Genomic DNA, 20,195 nt, shown 5'->3' with positions numbered 1-20,195 from the left:
GTATTTCGATTCCTTCGGGAGGCTTGTATGAGTCCCATTCAAATCGCCCTGCTGGTGCTTGCCATTGCCGGCGTGTGGGCTATTGTTGAGCTCGCGCTTACCCTGCGCAAGACCCGCAACGTTGTCGACTCGCTCGATAAGACCGTGAACGACCTCAATAACACCATCGCCGAGGCGCAGCCGGTGGTGGCAAAACTTGACGGCGCTGTCGACGAGCTTACGCCGGCACTTGCCCAGATGGAGCCGCTGCTTAAGTCGAGTAAGACGGCAGTTGATGCCCTTACCTCCAATCTCGTAGAGGTCGAAGCCGTGGTTCGCGACATTTCTGAGGTCACCGGTAGCATGGCCGAGGCCAGCAACGCCGTGTCGAGCGTGACTGATTCTGCCGCAGGTGCCGTGCAGAAGCTCTTCAATAAGGTGAAGGCTCCTGCAGCCGACGCCGAGCGCAAGCTCGCCGCTGCCGCCGCGGGGGCCGAGCAGCCTACCGAGCGCGTCCTGATTGGCGAGGCCGAGGACGAGGCCGCCGATGGTGCGGAAGCAGATCAAAAGCCTGCAGCCAAGCCGGCTCAGTATTACACCTATACGCCCTCCGAGACCTCCGAGGAGTCCTGCGATGAGTAGCGAAGCAACCTGCCCCATTACGCTGACCGTTGCCGGCGACCCGCGTCTCGCTCGCCTGGTGCGCATGACGGCCGCCAACGTCGGTGCTCTGTGCTCTATGTCCGTCGATCGCATCGAGGACATCCGCATGGCTGCCGAGGAGGCCTTCATCTTTGGTTGTACCGCGGTCGACTGCGACGATATCACCATTACATTCGATGTCGACGAAACTCACGTTGGCATGACCTTTACCTTTGGCGACCAGGCTACGGTCGATGAAGATGACCAAGCTGCGGTGTATGCCGAGCTTATTCTCGCGAGCGTGTGCGATTCCTACGATAAGACCTCGGCGCCCCTAACGCTTTCCCTCGACCTCAAGGCGGATATTTAATATGACCGAACGTTCCCGGAGCGGTAAGACCGCTTGGGACAAGGAGAAAACCCGCGAGCTGTTTCGTCGTTACAAGGAGACCGGTGATCCGGACGCCCGCGAGCAGCTCGTCATGTCCCATATGAACCTGGTAAGGTTTCTTGCCAACAAATTTAAGAATCGCGGCGAGCCGCTCGACGACCTCATGCAGGTCGGCTACCTGGGCTTGCTCAAGGCTATCGATCGCTTTGATCCCGAGCGCGGGCTCGAGTTTACGACGTTTGCCACGCCTACTATTCTGGGCGAGATCAAGCGCCACTTCCGCGATAAGGGCTGGAGCGTGCGCGTACCGCGTCGTCTGCAGGAGCTCTCGGCTAAGGTCAACCAGGCCACCGACAAACTCACTAACGAGCTACAGCGTTCGCCTAAGGTTGAGGAAATCGCTGAATACCTGGACGTTACCGTCGACGAGGTCTTGGAGGCCATGGAATCGTCCTCGGCTTACACTTCGGTGCCCATCGAGGCCCCAGGGGCATCCGACTCCGACGACGCACCCTCGATTCTCGACCGTTATGCCGACGAGGACAATGAGCTCGACTTTACCGACGACCGTCTGGTGATCGAGGAAGCCATCCGCGATTTCTCGCCGCGTGAGCGCGAGGTGATCGAGCTGCGCTTTGTGAAGGGCATGACCCAGATCGAGATTGCCAAAAAGCTGGGCATCTCCCAGGTGCAGGTTTCGCGTCTGCTGCGCCGCACGCTTAAAAAGATCCAGGACAAGATCGATCCCGACGGAGTGATGATTCGTTCATGAGTGAGCACCCCCAACAAACCGACCGTACACTGCGTGATACCCGTATTCTGACCCTGCGCATCTGGGCTGTTGTAGGCTGCATTGCGATTGCTGCCGTCATCTTCAACCTCATGGGCATCCTGGCGCCGGTTATCGAGTTTTTGGCCGTTGGCTCTATCATCGCCTTTGTGATGTCGCCGATCACCAACTGGCTCGAGCACCATGGTGTGAATCGCGGCATTGGTTCGCTCATCGCGCTCATCGTGGTTGTGGCCGTGCTCGTCGGTGTCGTCTGCATCCTGTCGCCGATCTTGTTTGGCCAGATCATGGAGGTCTTGAGCCGTCTGCCTGGGCAGCTTCGTGTTGCGGGCGGCGACCTCAACGAAATGATTTCGAACGCTAAGACGCTCAATAACACGCCGCTCAAGGAGTATCTGGACAACAACCTGTCCTCGCTCGTTACCGTGGCGTCGAAATATGTGTCTCAGATAGCTGCCGAGCTCGGCCGCGGTGTGTTCCCGCTTATCACCAACACGGCTTCGCAGCTGTTCGTGATCTTCCTGGGGCTGGTGCTTGCCTACTGGATGGCCTGCGACTATCCCCGCATGCACCACGAGGTTTGCACCATTATCGGTCAGGAAAAAGAGACCTCGTACCGCTTTATGGTCGCCATTCTGTCGCGCTCGGTGGGCGGCTACATGCGTGGCATGGTCGTGACGTCCATCTGCGGCGGTTTCCTCGCCTTTATCGGTTTTATGATCATCGGCCATCCGTATGCGGCGCTCATGGCTATCTTCACCGGCATCATGCATTTGGTTCCGGTCGTCGGCCCCTGGGTGAGCGCGGCAATCGCCACAGTGCTCGGTTTCATGTTCAGCCCCATGTTGGCGTTGTGGACGCTCATCGTGACGATGCTCGCGCAAAACGTCACCGATAACGTGATTTCGCCTAAGGTCATGCAGAGCTCGGTGCAGGTGCATCCCATCATGAGCCTCACGGCGCTCGTTATTGGCTCGGCACTCATGGGGCCCATCGGCATGATTATTGCTATCCCGCTGTGTGCGGCCCTCAAAGGTATCTTCGTGTACTACTTCGAGAATGAGACCGGCCGCCAACTTGTGGCCTATGACGGCGCCGTGTTTAAGGGCACGCCGTATCGCGATGCCGAGGGCAACCCGGTCGCCGCCTACGACGCGCTTGGGGACGATACGTTCATCTATGAGTCCGAGCTCATCGGTAACGAGACTGCGCCCGAGGCCAAGGCCATGCCCAAGCCTGAGCTCGATAATCCCTGGATTAAGCTCTCTGGTCTGCAGCCCGATGCCACGGGCTTCTTCAAGAACCCCTTTGCCAAGGACGATGACTCCAACACGGACGACGATACCAAAACCGGCATCGACGGCTCCATGGACGATGACGACAAGTAGCGGGGTAATTCGGGCTAACATTCATACGCGCTAACATGCAATTTCGCTGAAGGGCCGGCATTGTGCCGGCCCTCTTTTTTGCACAGGCGCGGTGGGATGGTAATATCGTTACGTTTGAACTGTTTCGATGTGAAACCGAGGAGATTCCCTCTATGAGTGCTGACTACCCGTCAATGACTACGGCCGAGATCCGCTCCAAGTTCCTCAACTTCTTTGAGGAGCGCGGTCTTAAGCTCTATCCTTCTTCGTCCCTCGTCCCCGACGACCCTTCGCTGCTGCTTGCCAACGCCGGCATGAACCAGTTTAAGGAGTATTACCAGGGCAAGAAGACCATGAAGGAGATCGGCGCAATCTCCTGCCAGAAGTGCGTCCGCACCAACGACATCGATTGCATCGGCGAGGATGGCCGTCACCTGTCCTTCTTTGAGATGCTCGGCGACTTCTCCTTTGGTGGCGTCTCCAAGCAGCAGGCCTGCGCTTGGGCCTTTGAGCTCATCACCAAGGAGTTCAAGCTGCCGCTCGATCGCCTGTACTTCACCGTCTTTACCGAGGACGACGAGACCCATGACGTGTGGCGCTCCCTGGGCGTTGCCGAGGATCACATCTCCCGCCTGGGCGAGGACGACAACTTCTGGGCCGCTGGCCCCACCGGCCCCTGCGGTCCGTGCTCCGAGATCTACTTTGACATGGGCGAGGAGGTCGGCTGCGGCAGTCCCGACTGCAAGCCCGGCTGCGACTGCGACCGCTTCCTGGAGTTCTGGAACCTCGTGTTTACCCAGTACGACCGCCAGGAGGACGGCTCTATGCCGGAGCTGCCGCACCGCAACCTCGATACGGGCATGGGCCTGGAGCGCATGGCCGCCATCATGCAGCACAAGACCGCCAACTACGACGGCGATCTGATGCAGCACCTCATTAAGCTGGGCGAGGAGATCAGCGGCAAGACCTATGACGCCGACGATTACTCCGGCGCCAGCCGCTCCCTGCGCATCATTGCCGACCACTCCCGTGCTGTCGACTTTATGATCTCTGACGGCATCCTGCCTGGTAACGAGGGTCGCGAGTACGTCCTTCGCCGCCTGCTTCGCCGCGCCGTGTTCCACGGTCGTCTGCTGGGTATCGAGGGCGCCTTCCTGACCAAGTTCATCGACGAGGTCAACGCTCAGATGGGCGAGGCCTATCCCGAGCTGCTCAAGAACGTCGCGCTCGTCAAGGGCATCGTTGCCTCCGAGGAGGAGCGTTTCTCCACGACGCTCGACAACGGCCGCGTCTACCTGGACGAGGCCCTGGCGGCACTCGCCGAGGGCGCCGTTCTTCCGGGCGATGTTGCCTTTAAGCTGCACGACACCTTCGGTTTCCCCATTGACCTGACCGTTGAGATCGCCGGCACCGCCGGTCACGACGTCGACATGGAAGGCTTTACCGCCTGCATGGAGGACCAGAAGGCCCGCGCCCGCGCCAACGCCAAGGGCGATGCCTGGGGTAGCTTCAACGACGTGTGGGTCGAGCTTTCGGACAAGGTTGCCGCGACCGAGTTCGACGGCTATGACAACGACGTTGTCGAAGGCGCCAAGGTTGTCGCCATCGTGCGCAACGGCGAGTCCGTCGAGTCCGCTGCCGCCGGCGAGGACGTTGAGGTCGTGCTTGACCGCACCCCGTTTTATGCCGAGATGGGTGGCCAGCAGGGCGACGCCGGCGAGCTTTCCGCCGAGGGCGTCGTGCTGACCGTTGCCGACACCAAGAACCACAACGGCCTGTATGCCCACGTCGCACACGTTACCGAGGGCACGCTGACCGTCGGTGCTACCGTGACCGCCGCGCTCGACGCCGAACGCCGTGGCTTCCTGCGCCGCAACCACACCGCCACGCACCTGCTCGACGCCGCCCTTAAGCAGGTTCTGGGCGAGCACGTCTCCCAGGCCGGCTCGCTGGTGACGCCCGAGCACCTGCGCTTTGACTTCACGCACTTCGAGGCCCTGTCCTCCGAGCAGCTCAAGGCTGTCGAGGACCTGGTTAACCAGCAGATCTTCGCTTCCAAGCCGGTCGTGACCCGCGTCATGGGCATCGATGAGGCCAAGGCCGCCGGCGCTGTCGCCCTGTTTGGCGAGAAGTACGGCGATGTCGTCCGCGTCGTCTCTGTGGGCGCAGAGGATCAGCCGTTCTCTCGCGAGCTCTGCGGTGGTACGCATGCCGCAAACACTGCCGAGATCGGCCTGTTCAAGATCATTTCCGAGTCCTCCACGGGCTCGAACGTCCGTCGTATCGAGGCCGTGACCTCCAAGGGTGCGCTCGACTACATGGCCGACCGCCTGGCGCTCGTTGACGCCGCCGCCGCTGCGCTCAAGTGCCGCGTCGACGAGGTTCCCGCCCGCGTTGAGAACCTGCAGGCCGAGCTGCGCGAGACGTCCAACAAGCTCAAGAAGGCGCTCACCGGTGGTTCCTCCGATGCGATCTCCAGCGCCATCGAGGGTGCCGTTGAGGTTAACGGTTACAAGCTCGTTGTCGCCGAGCTTCAGGGCCTTGAGGCCGCTGACCTGCGCAATGTTTGGGATACCGTGCATCAGAAGGTCGCCGGTCCCGTCGCCTGCGTCGTCGCCAGCGTGACCGAGAAGGGCACCCCGGCCCTGCTCGCCGCCGGCTCCGACGATGCCGTCAAGGCCGGTTTCCACGCCGGTAACGTGATCAAGCAGATCGCGGGCCTGGTCGACGGTCGCGGTGGCGGTCGTCCCAACATGGCCCAGGCCGGTGGCAAGAACGCTGCCGGTATCGCCGATGCCCTCGCGGCCGCCAAGACCGCGCTCGGCGCCTAAGAACCTAAGAAGTCGCTGTGGTCGCGCTCGCACTGGACATAGGGGAGACCAGGATTGGCATCGCCGTCTCGAGCCGTGATGGCAAGATGGCGATGCCTGTCAAGGTGCTCCCAGCTGCCGAGGTCACTGGCATGGCAAAGACGTTCCGTTACCTGGTTGAGGACTATGAGCCCGACATCCTGGTAAGCGGACGTCCCCTGACCATGGCCGGTGAGCCCGGTCCCCAGGCCGAGCGCGTCGCCGCCGTGGCGCAAAAGATTGCCGACGAGCTCGATCTTCCGCTGGAGTTTGAGGATGAGCGCCTATCCTCGCTAGAGGCCAAGCGAATCCTGCGCGAGCAGGGACTCAACGAAAAGCAGATGAGGGGCAAGATTGATATGATCGCCGCCAGCCTGTTTTTGCAGACGTGGCTCGATCGTAATAACGAGGAGGTTCAGCATGCCTAGCGCTTCCGATCCGCGCCAGCAGAATCGCCAGGGACAGCCCGCACCGCGCTCTGTCCAGGCAGGCCAGCGCCCGGCGCAGCCGACGCAACGTGCGGCTCAGCCTGTTGCGCGTCCGGCACAGCCCTCCTCGCACGCAGCCCGCCCCGCCCAGCGAACGACTCAGCAGCCAACTGCTCGTACGACGCAGCCCACTGGCGGCACTCGCTTTAAGCAGCAGGCTCCTACGCAACGAGCGCAGGTCCCTCAATCGCAATCTCATGCGCATCGCGCCCATGGCTCGCACGGTGTGGCTCCCGCGACACGTTCGAGCTACAACACGCACGCTCGCCGTGGTGATCAAAAGAAGAGCTCTCCGGTGCCCATGGTTATCGGCGTCGTGGTGGCGGTGCTCGCCCTTGTTGCGATCGTCTTCTTTGTCGTACCTGCCGTCAAAGGCTTCTTTACTGGTGGGGATGCGAACGTCACGGCTGGTCAGCAGGTCACCATTACGATTCCCGACGGTGCTTCGGGTGATACGATCGCCTCGATTCTCTCGGAGAATCATATCGTCGAGAATCCCAAGGATTATTACGCGGCGGTCAAAAAGCTCAACGCCGATATGTCACTCAAGCCTGGCACCTACTCGTTTACCACGCTTATGGATGCGACGAAGGTCGTCCAGCAGCTGATGGAAGGCCCCAACGCCGGATCCAATACGCTTACGATCCCAGAGGGCTTGACCGTTGACCAGGTAGCCGATCGTGTGGCACAGGCTTATGACAGCATTTCTAAGGAAGACTTCCTTAACCAGGCCAAGGCATCCTACTACGTAAATGACTATGGCTTCCTGAAGGATGCTGCGAACGATTCGCTTGAGGGCTTCCTGTTCCCTAAGACGTATTCGTTGGGCGATTCGCCCACGGCAGATGATGTGATCCGCGCCATGCTCGATCAGTTTAAGGCCGAGTACAAGTCGCTCGATTTTGCCGGTTGCGAGGCCAAGATCAAGGAACGCTACGGTGTGGAGATGTCGGACTACGACATCGTCAACCTTGCCTCCATCGTCGAGCGCGAGGGTCTCAACGCCGACCAGCGTGCGCATGTGGCATCGGTGTTCTACAACCGCTTGGCCGGCAAGCTCGATGGCCTGCGTTATCTCAACAGCGATGCGACCATGATGTATGTCACTGGCGGTGAGGTTACCGCCGACGACCTGCAAAGCGATAGCCCCTACAACACCTACAAGCACGAGGGCCTGCCGCCCACGCCCATCTGCTCTCCGTCGCTCGAGGCGCTCAAGGCTACCCTTGAGCCGACCGACTCCGATGACCTGTATTTCTACATTACGCAGGACGAGGAGTATTTCTCGCAGACCTACGAAGAGCACCAACAGTCTTGGAATTGATCATGAGGATTTTTAGCCCCAAACGATACGTTGCCTCGGTTGACCGCATCGACCTCGATACCCTGTGGGCCGACGGCAAGCGCGCCATTTTGCTCGACCGTGATAACACCCTGGTTCCGCGCGATACCGAGCAGGTTCCCGCCGCGGTTTCCGCTTGGCTCAAAGCCGCCCATGCCAAGGGCTTTAAGCTGTGCATGGTGTCCAATAACTGGCATCGCGACCAGGTCTTGGCGTCTGCGCGCGAGCTGGGGCTCGAGGCCATCAGCCACGCCATGAAGCCGGCGCCGTTTGCTCTCAAGGCCGGTCTTAAGCGCCTGGGCGCGACGGCCGATGAGGCCGTGCTGATCGGCGACCAGCTCTACACGGACGTGTGGAGCGGCAATTTTGCCGGTGTCGACACCATCCTGGTTAAGCCGCAGGCCACGCAGGACCTGTGGTATACACAGATCTTCCGTATCTTTGAGCGCCGGGCCCTGCGCGACCTTCCCTGCGAGGAATAGGTCTCGCCATGTCCCAGCACACCAAACACGGCTGCGACCACATCTTCTTTATCGGCTTTTTGGGCGCGGGCAAGTCGACGCTCGCGCGCAACGTCGGCACTATGTTCAAGCGCCGATTCATCGATACCGACCGCTTGGTTGTGCGCCGGTGTGGCAAGTCGGTGACCGAGATTTTTGAGATCGAGGGCGAGGATCGCTTTCGTGAGCTCGAAACCTCAGCGCTTCGTTCGCTCCAAAGTGAGCGCAGCCTGCTGGTTTCGTGCGGGGGCGGCATCGTCGAGACGCCGGTGAATATTGAGCTGATGCACGAGATGGGTACGTGCGTGTACCTCGAAGGCGACTTTGAGGATTCGATGCGCCAGATTCGCCGCTCCGATACCCGGCCCGATTTCCGTTCGCCCGAGCATGCGGCGCGCCTGTTTGAGCACCGTCGTCCGCTGTATCGTCAGGCCGCTGACATTACCCTTGATATTCGCAATAAGTCCTTCGAGGACGTTTCCTACGTTTGTGCCGAGATGCTTTTGGAGCGTGGACTGCTATGATTCGCCGTCAACTTATCAATTTCCAAAACCGCAGCGTCGATGTCCGCGTCGGATTGGGCGCGTTCGAGGAGCTGTCGCGCATGTTTGCCTCGGCCGTGGGCAAGCCTAAGCGCGCGATGGTGGTTTGGAGCGATCTCGCATCCGAGCGTTTTGACGAAGTCGTTGAGCATGCACTGGTCGATGCCGGGTTTGCTGTGTCGCAGCTCATCCTCGAGGTTTCGCCTGCCGGTGCTACGCTTGCCGAAGCCGATGCCGTCTTTGGTGCCCTGTCGGCTAACGGCATTACCAGCGATGATCTTATTGTCGCGGTCGGTGACGCGGCGACCTGCTCGGTCGTTTGCTGGTGTGCCAACCAGTGGTGCGGTCGCACCGAGTGCGCCTTGCTGCCGACGACATTCGATGCCATGCTCACGGTCGCGACGACTATGGAGCCGCTCGTGGCTTCCGCCGCGAATGCGCTTCCCGCCATTGCGTTCCGTCCCGAGCCGGGCTTGGTCGTATGTGATCTCGACCTCGCTCGCGAGGCCGACCCCGAGGACCTCAAGCGCGGCTATGCCGTACTCGTGGGCACCATGCTTTCGAGCAGCAAGTCGCGTTGGAATCAGTTTACCGAGACTGTCCCCGAGATCCTCGCGGGCGAGGAGGTCGCGCTCGTCAATGCCGTGCAGTGGTCGCAGACCGCGCGCAAGGACGTGCTCATGGCCACGAATCCGAGTGCGCGCCATGCACTCGATTTTGGCAAGACAGGGGAGCGCACCCTGCGTGCCTGCCTGGGCGAAGCCACTGCGGACGTTCCCGCCTATCAGCTCCTTTCCGAGGGCATGCGATTTGAGGCGCGTGTCGCCCACGATGCCTGCGACTTCGATATCGATTACGTCTTTGAGGTCGATGATTGCCTGGAGGACTTTGGTATCGAGGAGCTCGCCTTCGACCTTGAGCCCGCCGCCTTTATTGCGGAGTTCCGCAAACAGCAGTTTGCGCGCTCGAACCGTAGCATGTTGCCGCTGCCCGCGGCGCTTGGCGCCATCCGTCTGACGAACGTCGAGGACGAGGTCCTTGAGCGTCACGCCCAGGCCTACTTGGCTTCTCGCAAAGAACTTCTCTAAGATTTATTGACATCCATCGTCTTTCGTATCATGTTGAGGGGCGGGTTTCCAATCGGTTACGGATCGCGCGTGATTCCGTGGCCCGGTTGAGGCCCGTCCCGTCTTTATTGAGACAACAAGAAAGGAATCTGCATGTCTGAGTTTGCTGCCGGTCCTGTCGGTCGTATCGAGCGTGTCCGCGCCCTGATGGTCGAGCGCGGCTACGACGCTATCGTGGTACGCGACGAGGCCAACCTTCGTTGGCTTACGGGCGTGAAGGGCGTCTTCGACTATACCTTCGAGTTCCCGCACGCTGCGTTTATTACGGCCGACCAGTGCCTGTTCCATACCGACTCGCGCTATCTCAACAGCTTTGAGGAGAACAAGCCCGCCGGCAGCCCCTGGGTTTACGACATGGACGAGGGCACCATCCCCGGGTGGGTCGCCGGCAAGATCGCGGCCAACAAGTGCCGCGTCTGCGCCGTCGAAGACGACATGCAGATCAACTTCTATCAGGGCATCCAGCGTGGCCTGGAGGATCGCTCCGTCGCCTGTATGCTTCCGCTGATGCATGATGACATCCGCAAGATGCGTGCCATCAAGGATGCCGAGGAGATCGAGCTCATGCGCCATGCGCAGTCGATCACCGACGCCGCCTTCCAGCACATGCTCGGCTTTATTAAGCCCGGTATGACCGAGAAGCAGGTCCGCAACGAGCTCGAGAACTTTATGTTCGCCAACGGCGCCGACAGTCTGGCCTTCGGCTCCATCGTGGCGAGCGGCCCCAATACCGCCAACCCGCACGCCGTGCCGAGCGACCGTGTGATCGAGAAGGGCGATTTTGTCCTCATGGATTACGGCGCGGGTTACTGCGACTATCGTTCCGATATGACGCGTACCGTCGTGATGGGCGAGCCTACGCCCGAGCAGCTCGACCTGTATGCGCTCGTGCGCCGCACGCACGAGGAGTGCGTTGCCGCCATCCATCCGGGCGTCGAGGGCAACGACATCTACAAGCTTTCCAAGAAGATCATCGGCGATGCCGGCTATGGCGATTACTACAACCATGGCCTGGGCCACGGCGTCGGTATCGACATCCACGAGCTGCCCAACTTCAACCGCAGCAAGAACATCATCGAGGTCGGCTCAGTTGTCACCATGGAGCCCGGCGTCTACCTGCCGGGCGTGGGCGGCGTGCGCTTGGAAGACTACGGCGTCGTCACCGAGAACGGTTACGAGCCCTTCACCAAGACCCCGCATGACCTCCACGTCATCGATTGCTAATCTACTTTGGTAGATAGTTTGGGGCGGGGCGTCCGGAATGTTTCGGGCGTCCCGCGTTCTCTTTTTATGCGCTCGCTGCAGGCGCCGTCTGCAAGTGTATAATTTCGGTCGTATGTAATTTGGACGCTTGTGCGTTCTGCCCATAACAAGAAAGGTCGCTATGCCTACCATTTCTACCGCCGACTTCAAGAACGGCCTCGGTCTCCGCATTAAGGACAAGGTCTACACCATCGTCGAGTTCCAGCATGTCAAGCCGGGCAAGGGCGGCGCGTTCGTGCGCTACAAGACCCGCGACATCAAGAGCGGCCGCGTCGTCGAGAACACCTGCAACGCCGGCACTAAGTTCGAGAGCGTCATGCTCACCACCCGTGAGTTCCAGTACCTCTACAACGACGGCACCGATTACATCTTCATGGACAATGAGTCCTACGAGCAGGTTCCCGTTCCCGAGGACATGGTGGGCGATAACTCCAAGTGGCTGCGCGAGAACGACATCTGCCAGCTGCTCTTCGCCGACGATGAGCTCATGGGCGTGACCCCGCCGATGTTCATCGAGACCACTATCGTCCAGACCGACCCGGGCTTTAAGGGCGACACCGTCCAGGGTTCCACCAAGCCGGCCACCATCGACACCGGCGCTGTCATCCAGGTCCCCATGTATCTCAACGAGGGTGAGGTCATCAAGGTTGACACCCGCGACGGCAAGTTCGTCTCCCGCGTCTAGCAACCAATTTTTCTAGGAGGACTCATGCCCCAGGAAATCAAGATTGACGGCATCGGCATTTCGCCCGATGTTCTGACCGCCATCGTCTCGCGCGCCGTCACGGATGTCGAGGGCATCGCCTCCGTGGGCGTCAAGGACCTTGCCACCAACCTTGTCTCCATGATGCTCTCGTCCAAGGCCCCGGCTTCCGAGCCGGCGGTCGAGGCCGAGGTCATCGGCGACAAGCTCGCACTCACCGTGCGCGTCGTGGTGTTCTTTGGCTATCCGTTCAAGAAACTCGCCGAAGCCGTTCGCGCCGCCGTGGTCGCTGCCATCGATGCCCAGGTGGGCGTCGAGGTTGAGCGCGTTGACGTTTGCTTCGACGGCCTCGTTTTCCCCAAGGAGTAACCTTTGAGCCTTAAGGTTTATCGCGGGCGTACGCTTGCCCGCAGTCAGGCGCTGCAGCTGCTGTTCCAGGCCGAGGCCACGGACAGCCCGCTCGAGCGCGTCCTCGAGGGCGATTTCCTGATCTCGAAGGGTCCCCTCGACCCCTATGCGCTTGAGCTTTGCCGCGGTGCCTACGAGCATATCGATCGCATTGACTGCGCCCTGCGCGCCGTCGCCAAGAACTGGGATCTTATGCGCATGCCCGGCGCCGACCGCAACCTGCTGCGTATCGCCGTCTATGAGATGCGCTTTCTCACCGACGAGGAGGTCTCGGACGCTATCGTGATCAACGAGGCCGTCGAGATTGCCAAGGCTTACGGTACCGACCAGTCCGCATCGTTTGTCAACGGCGTGCTGGGCAAGATCGCTCGCAGCGAGGAACTGCCGGGCGAGGACCTGTACCAGGAGCTGCTGGCAGAGGATCGCGCTCGCGAGGAGGCCCAGGCTGCCGAGGCTGCCGCCAAGGTCGCTGCCGCTCAGGCTGCTACCGGCGTGCTTGCCGAGGATATGGACGCTGCTGAGGCCGTCGAGGCCGACATCGACTCTGTCGAGGAGTAGTCATGCCAGAGGGTTCCGTTCGCAACTTCGACGAGATTTCGGACCGCTTGGACCAGATTATCGCTACCGTGCGCTCCAAGGATACGTCCCTGGAGCGTTCCCTCGATCTGTTTGACGAGGCGATTGAGCTGGGCTCCCGTGCGGTCGATATGGTCGACAAGTTTGAGTTGACGCCGCGTGAGGCCGATAAGCTCGAACAGGAATATGATGAGGATGCGGCAAATGAATCCCAGGATGGTCAGGCTGCATCTCCGGATACGAATGGTTGATGGCATTCATGAAACGTGTGCGTCTTGATGACGAACTGATTTCACAGGGCATCTGCGCCGATCGCGCGGATGCCCTTCGCACTCTTATGGCTGGCTTGGTCTCGAGCGGTGGCGAGCGCCTGACTTCTCCGGGGCTCAAAGTGACGCCGGGCCTGCCGCTGCATGTGAAGGGACGCATCCCCTACGTTGGCCGCGGCGGTCTTAAGCTCGAGGGCGCGCTCGATGCGTTTTGCATCGACCCTACGGGCCTTGCCTGCCTGGACGTGGGGTGCTCTACCGGCGGTTTTACCGATTGCCTGCTCAAGCGCGGCGCCGCGACCGTTGTTTCGGTCGATGTGGGCCGTGCCCAGTTCGATTGGTCGCTGCGCCAGGACGAACGCGTGACGCTCCACGAGCGCACAAACGTGACGCAGCTGCCCGAGCTTGGCTATGCGAGTGCAATTGACCTGGCCGTATGCGATGTTTCGTTTACGAGCATCGCGAATATTATCGATGCGGTGCTGGCGTGCCTGACGCCTGACGGCTCGTTCTGCACGCTCGTGAAGCCCCAGTTTGAAGCTCCGGCGGCGTTGGTGGGCGAGGGCGGCATCGTGACGGACCCTGCCGTGCGCGTCGATACGCTCGTGGCGGCGATCGAGCTCTTTGCCACTAAGGGCCTGTTCCCGGTCGACGTGTGCGTGTCGCCTATTCATGGAGCCAAGGGCAATGTCGAGTTTTTCCTGTACAGCACGAGGTTTGCCGCCGGCGAACGCTCCGATGATGAACTGCGATCCCAGGTATCGGTTTTGAGCGAGAAAGCTGCAACGCTATGAAGGTCTTTCTGGTTCCCAATTATTACAAGCAAGAGGCTGTCGAGAGCGGCCTGATGCTCGAGCTTTGGCTGACGCGCCAGGGTTACGAGGTCGCATGGGCGGCCGATCAACGCTCCAAGATTCAGAGCACGCCCGATATTGATGGCGCCGACCTGGTCATCACACTCGGTGGCGATGGCACGCTGCTGCGCGCCGCACGTATCCTCAACTACCGCGAGATCCCCATCCTGGGTCTTTCCTATGGTCACTTAGGCTTTTTGACGGCGGCCAGTCCCGAGGAGCGCGATATTTTGCAGGTTGTGAGCGATGCTCTGTCCGGCGAGCTCCATGTGAGTCGTCGCGCCACAATCGCCGCCGATATCGTGTCCGTACGCGACGACGGCACAAAGGATGTCGTTCGTGCCTTTGCCCTCAACGATATGGCGCTGACGCGCGGGCCGCTGTCCGATATGGTCGAGTTCGACATTACCGTGTCGGGTCACCATATCGATCGTCTGCGTGGCGACGGCGTGGTCGTGTCCACGGCGACCGGCTCTACGGGTTATGCGCTCAGTGCCGGCGGCCCCATCGTGAGTCCCGATTACGCGGGCATGGTTTGCGTGCCCATTGCGCCGCACACCATTCAGGCTCGTGCTTTCTTGACTTCACCGAGCGACGTCGTCGAAATTTTTATGTCTGATGACCGCCCGAGCGTGCCGGCAATCGCTATCGACGGCCAATTCATTACCTGCGACGGCACCGTCGAGAGCGTGGCTGTGCGCCGCGGTCCTGGCGATGTGCTGCTGCTCGACTACGGCCCCGAGAGCTTCTACAACTCGGTGAGCCGCGTATTCTACGGAGTTCGTCATGATCGATGAGCTGCAGGTTTCCAACATTGCACTCATTCGCGAGGCGACGCTGGTGCCGAGTGCCGGCTTGACCGTTCTGACCGGCGAGACCGGTGCCGGCAAGACCGCGCTGCTCTCGGCGCTCAAGCTCATTTTGGGGGAGCGCGCGGATTCGTCGACGGTGCGCGAGGGCGAGGCGCTTGCAAGCGTCGAGGCTCGGCTGTTTGATGGACCGCACGATGCCGAGGGCTTCACCGTGCAGCGCAGCCTTTCTGCCGAGGGCCGCAGCCGTGTGAAGATCGATGGCCGCATCGCCAGCGTGCGTGAGCTTTCGGAGCGTGTGGGCGTGATGGTGGATCTGTGCGGTCAGCACGAGCACCAGCGCCTGCTCGATCCGGCGCACCATGTCGCCATGGTCGATGCCTGGGCGGGGCGCTCGGCACTCGAGGCGCTCGACAAATATCGCGCTTGCTTTAAGGCCTCTCGTGCAGCTGCCAAGGAACTTCGCCGTGTTGAGGAAGCCTCACGCGCGCAGGGGAGTCGCGCCGAGGAGGCACGCTTTGCCCTCGAGCGCATCGCCGAGGTCGACCCCCAGCCAGGTGAGTACGAGGAGCTTGAGGAACTGCTGCCGCGCTCGGAACACGCCGAGGTCTTGGTGGCCACTGCCAGCGAGGCCCATGCATCGTTGGCTGCCGAAGGGGGAGCGCTCGATGCCGTGAACAGCGCCGTAGCCGAGCTTTCGCGCATGGCGACCGTCGATCGCAAGCTGGGCGATATCGCCGACGCACTTTCTGACGCCTGCATTTCACTCGAGGATTGTGCCAATGAGCTGCGTGTTTACCGCGATGGCGTTGCGTTTGACCCTCGTGAGCTCGCCCGTATGCGTGAGCGTTATTCCGACCTTAAGGGGCTGCTGCGTCAGTGGGGTCCCACTATGGACGATGTTTTTGCCATGCGCGATCGCTCGCAAGAACTGCTGTCGCTCGTTGACGATGGTGATGAACAAATCAAGAAGTCGCGTGAAGCACTTGGTGCCGCTGAGCGCGAGCTATTTGCTGCTGCCAAGGCGCTCAAGCGTGCGCGCAACACGGCCGCCCCATGTTTTTGTCACGAGGTCGGCCGTCAGATGGCACGCTTGGAGATGGGAAGCGCTGAGCTCGTGTGGGAGTCGCGCGATTTGCCCCGCGCTGAATGGACTCCGGCAGGCCCTTCGAGCTATGAGCTGCTGTACCGTAGCGGCGCCGGGCTGACGCCGCGTCCTTTGCGTCGCATTGCGTCGGGTGGCGAGCTCAGCCGCGTCATGCTGGCGAGCAAGGTTGTCCTAGGTAACGCCGATGGTGTCGATACACTGGTATTCGACGAGGTCGATGCCGGCGTCGGCGGTTCCACGGCGCGCGCCCTCGCCGCTGTGCTGGCCGATCTTGCTGCCACGCACCAGGTGATTGTCGTTACGCACTTGGCACAAGTCGCTGTTATGGCCGACAAACATTACGTGGTCAGCAAGGAACCGGGCGACGTACCCCAGACACATCTGGACGAGGTGACTGGCGAGGCCCGTACCGCCGAGATCGCCCGCATGCTCAGCGGCGATCAATCGGAGGCCAGCCTGGCCCACGCGAAGCAGATGCTCGAAGAGGCGCGGGGGTAATTAAGTCCCGTCACGTGCTTGTTCGGGGCCGTTCGCCACGAAATGCGGCTATCTACTACGTTTAGTGAGGTACCACCAACCATGCCAATATTGGCAAAAAGAAAACCGCAGGTAGAACGCCTGCGGTTTTCTCTTTTTTGGGTGTATGGTTGGCGCTTGCGGCTAAAACGTAGTAGATGGGCAGGTTTTGTGACGAGAGGCGTCTGTCTATTCCCCAAGTTGGCTACTCCACGACCTTATCCGGCTGGATGAGCTCCTCGTAGTAGCTGATATGCTCGCGCGCGTCTTCGATTTCGGGCAGCAGGAAGTTATAGATAACCTCGATGATCATCGTTGCGCTGATTTTAGAGAACGCGAAGTCGCCCGTGGTGAGGAGCGCCTCGTGATTAACCGTATTAAAGGTGTAGTCGGCCAGGCGCGCGAGCGGGGATTTGCTGTCGCCGCTGATAACGACTACCGTGGCACCCGCCTCGCGTGCGGCCCTTGCCATGCGGTTAAGGCGGCGCGACTTACCGGAGTTCGAGATCAGAACGATGACGTCGCCAGACTTCAGGGTCAGCGCAAAGCCGATTGCGGTTTCACTGATGGTGCTCGCCATGCAGCGTAAGCCCAACTGTGAAAACTTAAACGTCGCATCGAGCGCGACGGCGTTCGTATTACCCACGGCGGCGAACTCAATAACTCCGGCATTCTTAAGCGCATGCACAACGGCTGCCAGCGTTTCGTGGTCGATGCCGTCGATCGTCGCATTCAGCTCGCTCACCTTGGCAGCTAGGATATTCTTGAGGCTCTGCTCCATGTTGTCGAGCGAGACCTCGTCGGTCAGGCCCTCGTTGCGCTGGCTTTCCAAGTCACGCGCCAACGAAAACTGAAAGCTGCGGAAGCTGCCAAAGCCTAGTTTGCGGCAAAAGCGCGAAACCGTCGCCTCGGACGTGGCGGCAGCTCGTGAGAGCTGGGCGGCTGTCAGGCGCGGAGCCTCGGACTGGTTCTCCAGAATATAGTCGACAATGCGCTGCTCGGATTCGCTGTATCCCTTATGGGTGCTAATGAGGGAGAGCGCGCTCTTGCTGCTATCGGTCATGGATGGCTCCTGGTTGGCATGAAAAATAGACGTGGTATGCACGCCATAGTATACGGGCATTTTCAATTACAAGATACACCTTGCCGATTCAAGCAATGATGATAAACTTTCACCTACCGTTTACGGTTATGAAAGAACCTTTCACCGGAGAATTGCGCCTTGTCTCTTCTCACGCAGACGGTAGGTTGGTATCTTTCAGTTGTGGAAAAGCGCGCTACGAGGCGCGTGTAGGGGAGCGCCCGCGGGCGCAGAACTCAAGAAGGAGGGACACATGGCTAAGTTTGACATCATCGCCGCCACCGGTTGCCCGACCGGTATCGCGCACACCTTCATGGCGAAGGAGGCGCTGGAGAAGGCAGCTGCCGAGCGCGGTCTGACCATTAAGGTCGAAACCCATGGCCAGGTCGGTGTCGAGAACGAGCTCACGAAGGGTGAGATCGCCGGTGCCAAGGCCGTCGTCGTCGCAGCCGATAAGGATGTCCAGGCGGAGCGTTTCGCCGGTAAGCCCATGGTTTCCGTTGGTGTTTCCAAGGCCCTGTCCGTCGAGGCCGCCGGCAAGCTGATTGACCGCGCGCTCCGCGCCAAGGGCGACGACTCGGTTGCCGCCGCTGCCGATGTCGAGGACGAGGTCGAGGAGAAGGAGTCCGTCGGCCACATTATCTACAAGCACCTCATGAACGGCGTCAGCCACATGCTGGTCTTCGTCGTCGCCGGTGGTGTTCTGACCGCTCTTTCGTTCCTGTGGGGCATCACGTCCTTCGATTCGACGGCGTCTGACTACAACACCTTCGCCGCTATGCTCAAGATCATCGGCGGCATTGCCATGAACCTCATGGTTCCCGTGCTTTCCGCCTACATCGCCGAGTCCATCGGCAAGCGCCCAGCGCTCGTCCCCGGCTTCGTCGCCGGTATGATCGCCATCCAGGGCCTGCCCGTTAACGCCGAGACCGGTATGATCGACGCTGGCGGCGCTGGCGTGGGCTTCGGCTTCCTGGGCGGCATCGTCGGCGGCTTCCTCGCTGGTTATGTCATCCTGCTGCTCGAGAAGGTCTTTGCCGGTCTGCCCAAGAACCTGGACGGCCTCAAGGCCATCTTCCTGTACCCGCTGTTCTCGACTGCCATCGTCGGCCTCGTGATGCTCGGCATCTCCGGCCCCATGGCTGCCATCAACACCGCCATGATGGACTTCCTCAAGGGTCTGTCCGCTTCTGGCGCCATCGTCCTGGGTCTTGCCATCGGCTGCATGTGCGCCGTTGACATGGGCGGCCCGGTCAACAAGGCTGCCTACGTCACCGGTACCGCTATGCTTACCGAGGCCTTGGCCGCCGGTGTCGGCACCGACACCTACAACTTCGGCACCAACTTCATGGCTGCCGTCTCCGCCGCCTGCATCGTTCCGCCGCTGATCACCACCTTCGCCGTCGTCGTCGGCAAGAAGTACTTCAGCCAGGAGGATCATGACGCCGGTATCGTCAACCTCATCCTTGGTTGCACCCACATCACCGAGGGCGCCATTCCGTTCATGACCAAGAACATCTGGCCCGTCATGCCCATCATGATGCTCGGTTCCTCTATCGCCTCGATCCTGACCATTATGTTCAACGTTCACGATCCGGCGCCTCATGGTGGCTTCCTGGTCCTGCCCGTTGTCGAGAATGGTCCGCTGTGGGTCCTCGCTATCCTCATCGGCGCTGTTGTCGGTGGCATCCTGTTCGTGGTCTTCAAGAAGTACGACTTCGAGAAGAACCAGAAGGCCGCTCCTGCAACCAAGCCCGTTGAGGCCCCCAAGGCTGCTGCCGTCGAGGCCCCCAAGGCCGAGGCTGCCGACTTCGTGAAGGTCGAGAATGTCTTTGTCGCCGAGGACTTCGCTTCTCGTGACGAGGCTCTGAGCTTCGTTTCCAACCAGGCCGTCAAGGCCGGTATCGCCAGCGACGCCGACGCCGTGATGAACGCCTTCCTGGCCCGCGAGGCCGAGGGCACCACGGGCATGATGGAGGGCTTCGCCATCCCGCATGCCAAGTCCGACGCCATTACCGAGGCTGCCGTCATCGTCGTCAAGGACGAGTCCGGCGTGACCGGCTGGGACACCATGGACGGTGCTCCCGTCAACGTAGCCATCGCCCTGCTCATCCCGGGCGCTCAGGCTGGCACCACGCACCTCAAGATCCTGTCCAAGGTCGCCGAGGCGCTCATGGACGAGGACTTCCGTGCCACCGTCAAGGGTTCCACCAACGCCGCCGAGATCGCCAAGACGATCAACGCCCGTCTGGTCTAACCCCACGGCTAGCGATTAACATCGCCCCCTGTACAAAAGGCGAGGACTCCACCAGGAGCCCCCGCCTTTTTTCATCTCCAAATAAGTTGCGGTGAAATAGGGACTGTTTAAACGTTTCAACCCATAATTCAGTCCCTATTTCACCGCAACTTACAGAGATGGGCATAGAGGGGACTATCTATTGAGTCTTTAGCGCGAACAGATCACCAGCCAGAATTCTTTTCGCACGATATTGCTCTGGACCGATCTAGTCTCCGCAGCTCGCCTGTCGGGCGGGGCGGTTAAGTTTGTCGCGAGTTCCGCACGCAAAGGAAAGCACTTAATGTGCTTTCCG

The 20,195-nt window shown here is 60.6% G+C and carries 20 protein-coding genes; 19 read left to right on the top strand and 1 reads right to left on the bottom strand.

The annotated features are described in order from the left end of the window. The first annotated feature begins 27 nt into the window (after positions 1 to 27). The 18 genes from I2G43_RS04845 to I2G43_RS04760 all read left to right on the top strand — a co-directional run bounded on the left by I2G43_RS04845 (position 28) and on the right by I2G43_RS04760 (position 16,505). Entirely contained in the window at positions 28 to 621 is a 594-nt protein-coding gene (locus I2G43_RS04845) for a hypothetical protein (protein ID WP_195535300.1), read from the top strand. Then, positions 614 to 991: an ATP-binding protein gene (locus I2G43_RS04840; protein WP_195535299.1), complete on the top strand. Its 378-nt coding sequence runs from the start codon at positions 614 to 616 to the stop codon at positions 989 to 991. The genes I2G43_RS04845 and I2G43_RS04840 overlap by 8 nt, the downstream gene beginning before the upstream one ends. 1 nt (position 992) lies before the next feature. Beyond that, positions 993 to 1,784 (top strand): RNA polymerase sigma factor SigF, encoded by a 792-nt coding sequence (locus I2G43_RS04835; RefSeq protein WP_117798323.1) that lies wholly within the window; start codon positions 993 to 995, stop codon positions 1,782 to 1,784. Further along, entirely contained in the window at positions 1,781 to 3,190 is a 1,410-nt protein-coding gene (locus tag I2G43_RS04830) for an AI-2E family transporter (protein WP_195535298.1), read from the top strand. Before I2G43_RS04835 ends, I2G43_RS04830 begins: the two co-directional genes overlap by 4 nt. A 152-nt stretch (positions 3,191 to 3,342) precedes the next feature. Beyond that, positions 3,343 to 6,000: an alanine--tRNA ligase gene (alaS, locus tag I2G43_RS04825; RefSeq protein ID WP_195535297.1), complete on the top strand. Its 2,658-nt coding sequence runs from the start codon at positions 3,343 to 3,345 to the stop codon at positions 5,998 to 6,000. 17 nt (positions 6,001 to 6,017) lie between these two features. Further along, positions 6,018 to 6,446 carry a Holliday junction resolvase RuvX gene (gene ruvX, locus I2G43_RS04820; RefSeq protein ID WP_195535296.1) on the top strand — a complete coding sequence of 143 codons (429 nt, stop codon included), beginning with the start codon at positions 6,018 to 6,020 and terminating at the stop codon, positions 6,444 to 6,446. Continuing rightward, the gene (gene mltG, locus I2G43_RS04815) at positions 6,439 to 7,830 is read left to right on the top strand and encodes an endolytic transglycosylase MltG (protein WP_229071580.1); all 1,392 of its coding nucleotides are present in this window, start codon (positions 6,439 to 6,441) and stop codon (positions 7,828 to 7,830) included. Before ruvX ends, mltG begins: the two co-directional genes overlap by 8 nt. A gap of 2 nt (positions 7,831 to 7,832) precedes the next feature. Next, positions 7,833 to 8,330 (top strand): YqeG family HAD IIIA-type phosphatase, encoded by a 498-nt coding sequence (locus I2G43_RS04810; protein WP_195535295.1) that lies wholly within the window; start codon positions 7,833 to 7,835, stop codon positions 8,328 to 8,330. Positions 8,331 to 8,338: 8 nt separating this feature from the next. Then, complete coding sequence (locus I2G43_RS04805; RefSeq protein ID WP_195535294.1) at positions 8,339 to 8,872, top strand: shikimate kinase; 534 nt, start codon at positions 8,339 to 8,341, stop codon at positions 8,870 to 8,872. Then, positions 8,869 to 9,978 carry a hypothetical protein gene (locus I2G43_RS04800; protein ID WP_195535293.1) on the top strand — a complete coding sequence of 370 codons (1,110 nt, stop codon included), beginning with the start codon at positions 8,869 to 8,871 and terminating at the stop codon, positions 9,976 to 9,978. The genes I2G43_RS04805 and I2G43_RS04800 overlap by 4 nt, the downstream gene beginning before the upstream one ends. Before the next feature lie 132 nt (positions 9,979 to 10,110). Further along, on the top strand, positions 10,111 to 11,241 hold the full coding sequence (locus tag I2G43_RS04795; protein WP_195535292.1) for a M24 family metallopeptidase: 1,131 nt from the start codon (positions 10,111 to 10,113) through the stop codon (positions 11,239 to 11,241). A 160-nt stretch (positions 11,242 to 11,401) separates the two neighbouring features. Next, a complete protein-coding gene (gene efp, locus I2G43_RS04790; protein ID WP_195192862.1) occupies positions 11,402 to 11,965 on the top strand; it encodes an elongation factor P in 564 nt (187 codons plus the stop codon). A 24-nt stretch (positions 11,966 to 11,989) separates the two neighbouring features. Beyond that, on the top strand, positions 11,990 to 12,352 hold the full coding sequence (locus tag I2G43_RS04785; protein WP_195535291.1) for an Asp23/Gls24 family envelope stress response protein: 363 nt from the start codon (positions 11,990 to 11,992) through the stop codon (positions 12,350 to 12,352). 3 nt (positions 12,353 to 12,355) lie between these two features. Next, on the top strand, positions 12,356 to 12,949 hold the full coding sequence (nusB, locus tag I2G43_RS04780; RefSeq protein ID WP_195535290.1) for a transcription antitermination factor NusB: 594 nt from the start codon (positions 12,356 to 12,358) through the stop codon (positions 12,947 to 12,949). Positions 12,950 to 12,951: 2 nt separating this feature from the next. Continuing rightward, positions 12,952 to 13,218, top strand: a complete 267-nt coding sequence (locus I2G43_RS04775; protein ID WP_195535289.1) for an exodeoxyribonuclease VII small subunit — start codon at positions 12,952 to 12,954, stop codon at positions 13,216 to 13,218. Between the two features lie 8 nt (positions 13,219 to 13,226). Beyond that, on the top strand, positions 13,227 to 14,030 hold the full coding sequence (locus I2G43_RS04770; RefSeq protein WP_229071584.1) for a TlyA family RNA methyltransferase: 804 nt from the start codon (positions 13,227 to 13,229) through the stop codon (positions 14,028 to 14,030). After that, entirely contained in the window at positions 14,027 to 14,887 is an 861-nt protein-coding gene (locus I2G43_RS04765) for an NAD(+)/NADH kinase (RefSeq protein WP_195535287.1), read from the top strand. Before I2G43_RS04770 ends, I2G43_RS04765 begins: the two co-directional genes overlap by 4 nt. Further along, on the top strand, positions 14,877 to 16,505 hold the full coding sequence (locus tag I2G43_RS04760; RefSeq protein ID WP_195535286.1) for a DNA repair protein RecN: 1,629 nt from the start codon (positions 14,877 to 14,879) through the stop codon (positions 16,503 to 16,505). Before I2G43_RS04765 ends, I2G43_RS04760 begins: the two co-directional genes overlap by 11 nt. 223 nt (positions 16,506 to 16,728) lie before the next feature. On the opposite strand, the gene I2G43_RS04755 is transcribed toward I2G43_RS04760, so the two are convergent. Further along, on the bottom strand, positions 16,729 to 17,586 hold the full coding sequence (locus I2G43_RS04755; RefSeq protein ID WP_195535285.1) for a MurR/RpiR family transcriptional regulator: 858 nt from the start codon (positions 17,584 to 17,586) through the stop codon (positions 16,729 to 16,731). A 271-nt stretch (positions 17,587 to 17,857) separates the two neighbouring features. Here I2G43_RS04755 and I2G43_RS04750 point away from each other — a divergent pair, with 271 nt between their 5' ends. After that, positions 17,858 to 19,861, top strand: a complete 2,004-nt coding sequence (locus I2G43_RS04750) for a fructose-specific PTS transporter subunit EIIC (protein WP_195535284.1) — start codon at positions 17,858 to 17,860, stop codon at positions 19,859 to 19,861. The last annotated feature ends 334 nt before the right edge of the window (positions 19,862 to 20,195 follow it).

Origin of the sequence: Collinsella aerofaciens, from assembly GCF_015557435.1 — a bacterium.
GTDB lineage: Bacteria > Actinomycetota > Coriobacteriia > Coriobacteriales > Coriobacteriaceae > Collinsella > Collinsella aerofaciens_Z.
Note: the sequence above shows the minus strand (reverse complement) of the source record. Positions and strands in the feature narration are given on the sequence as shown.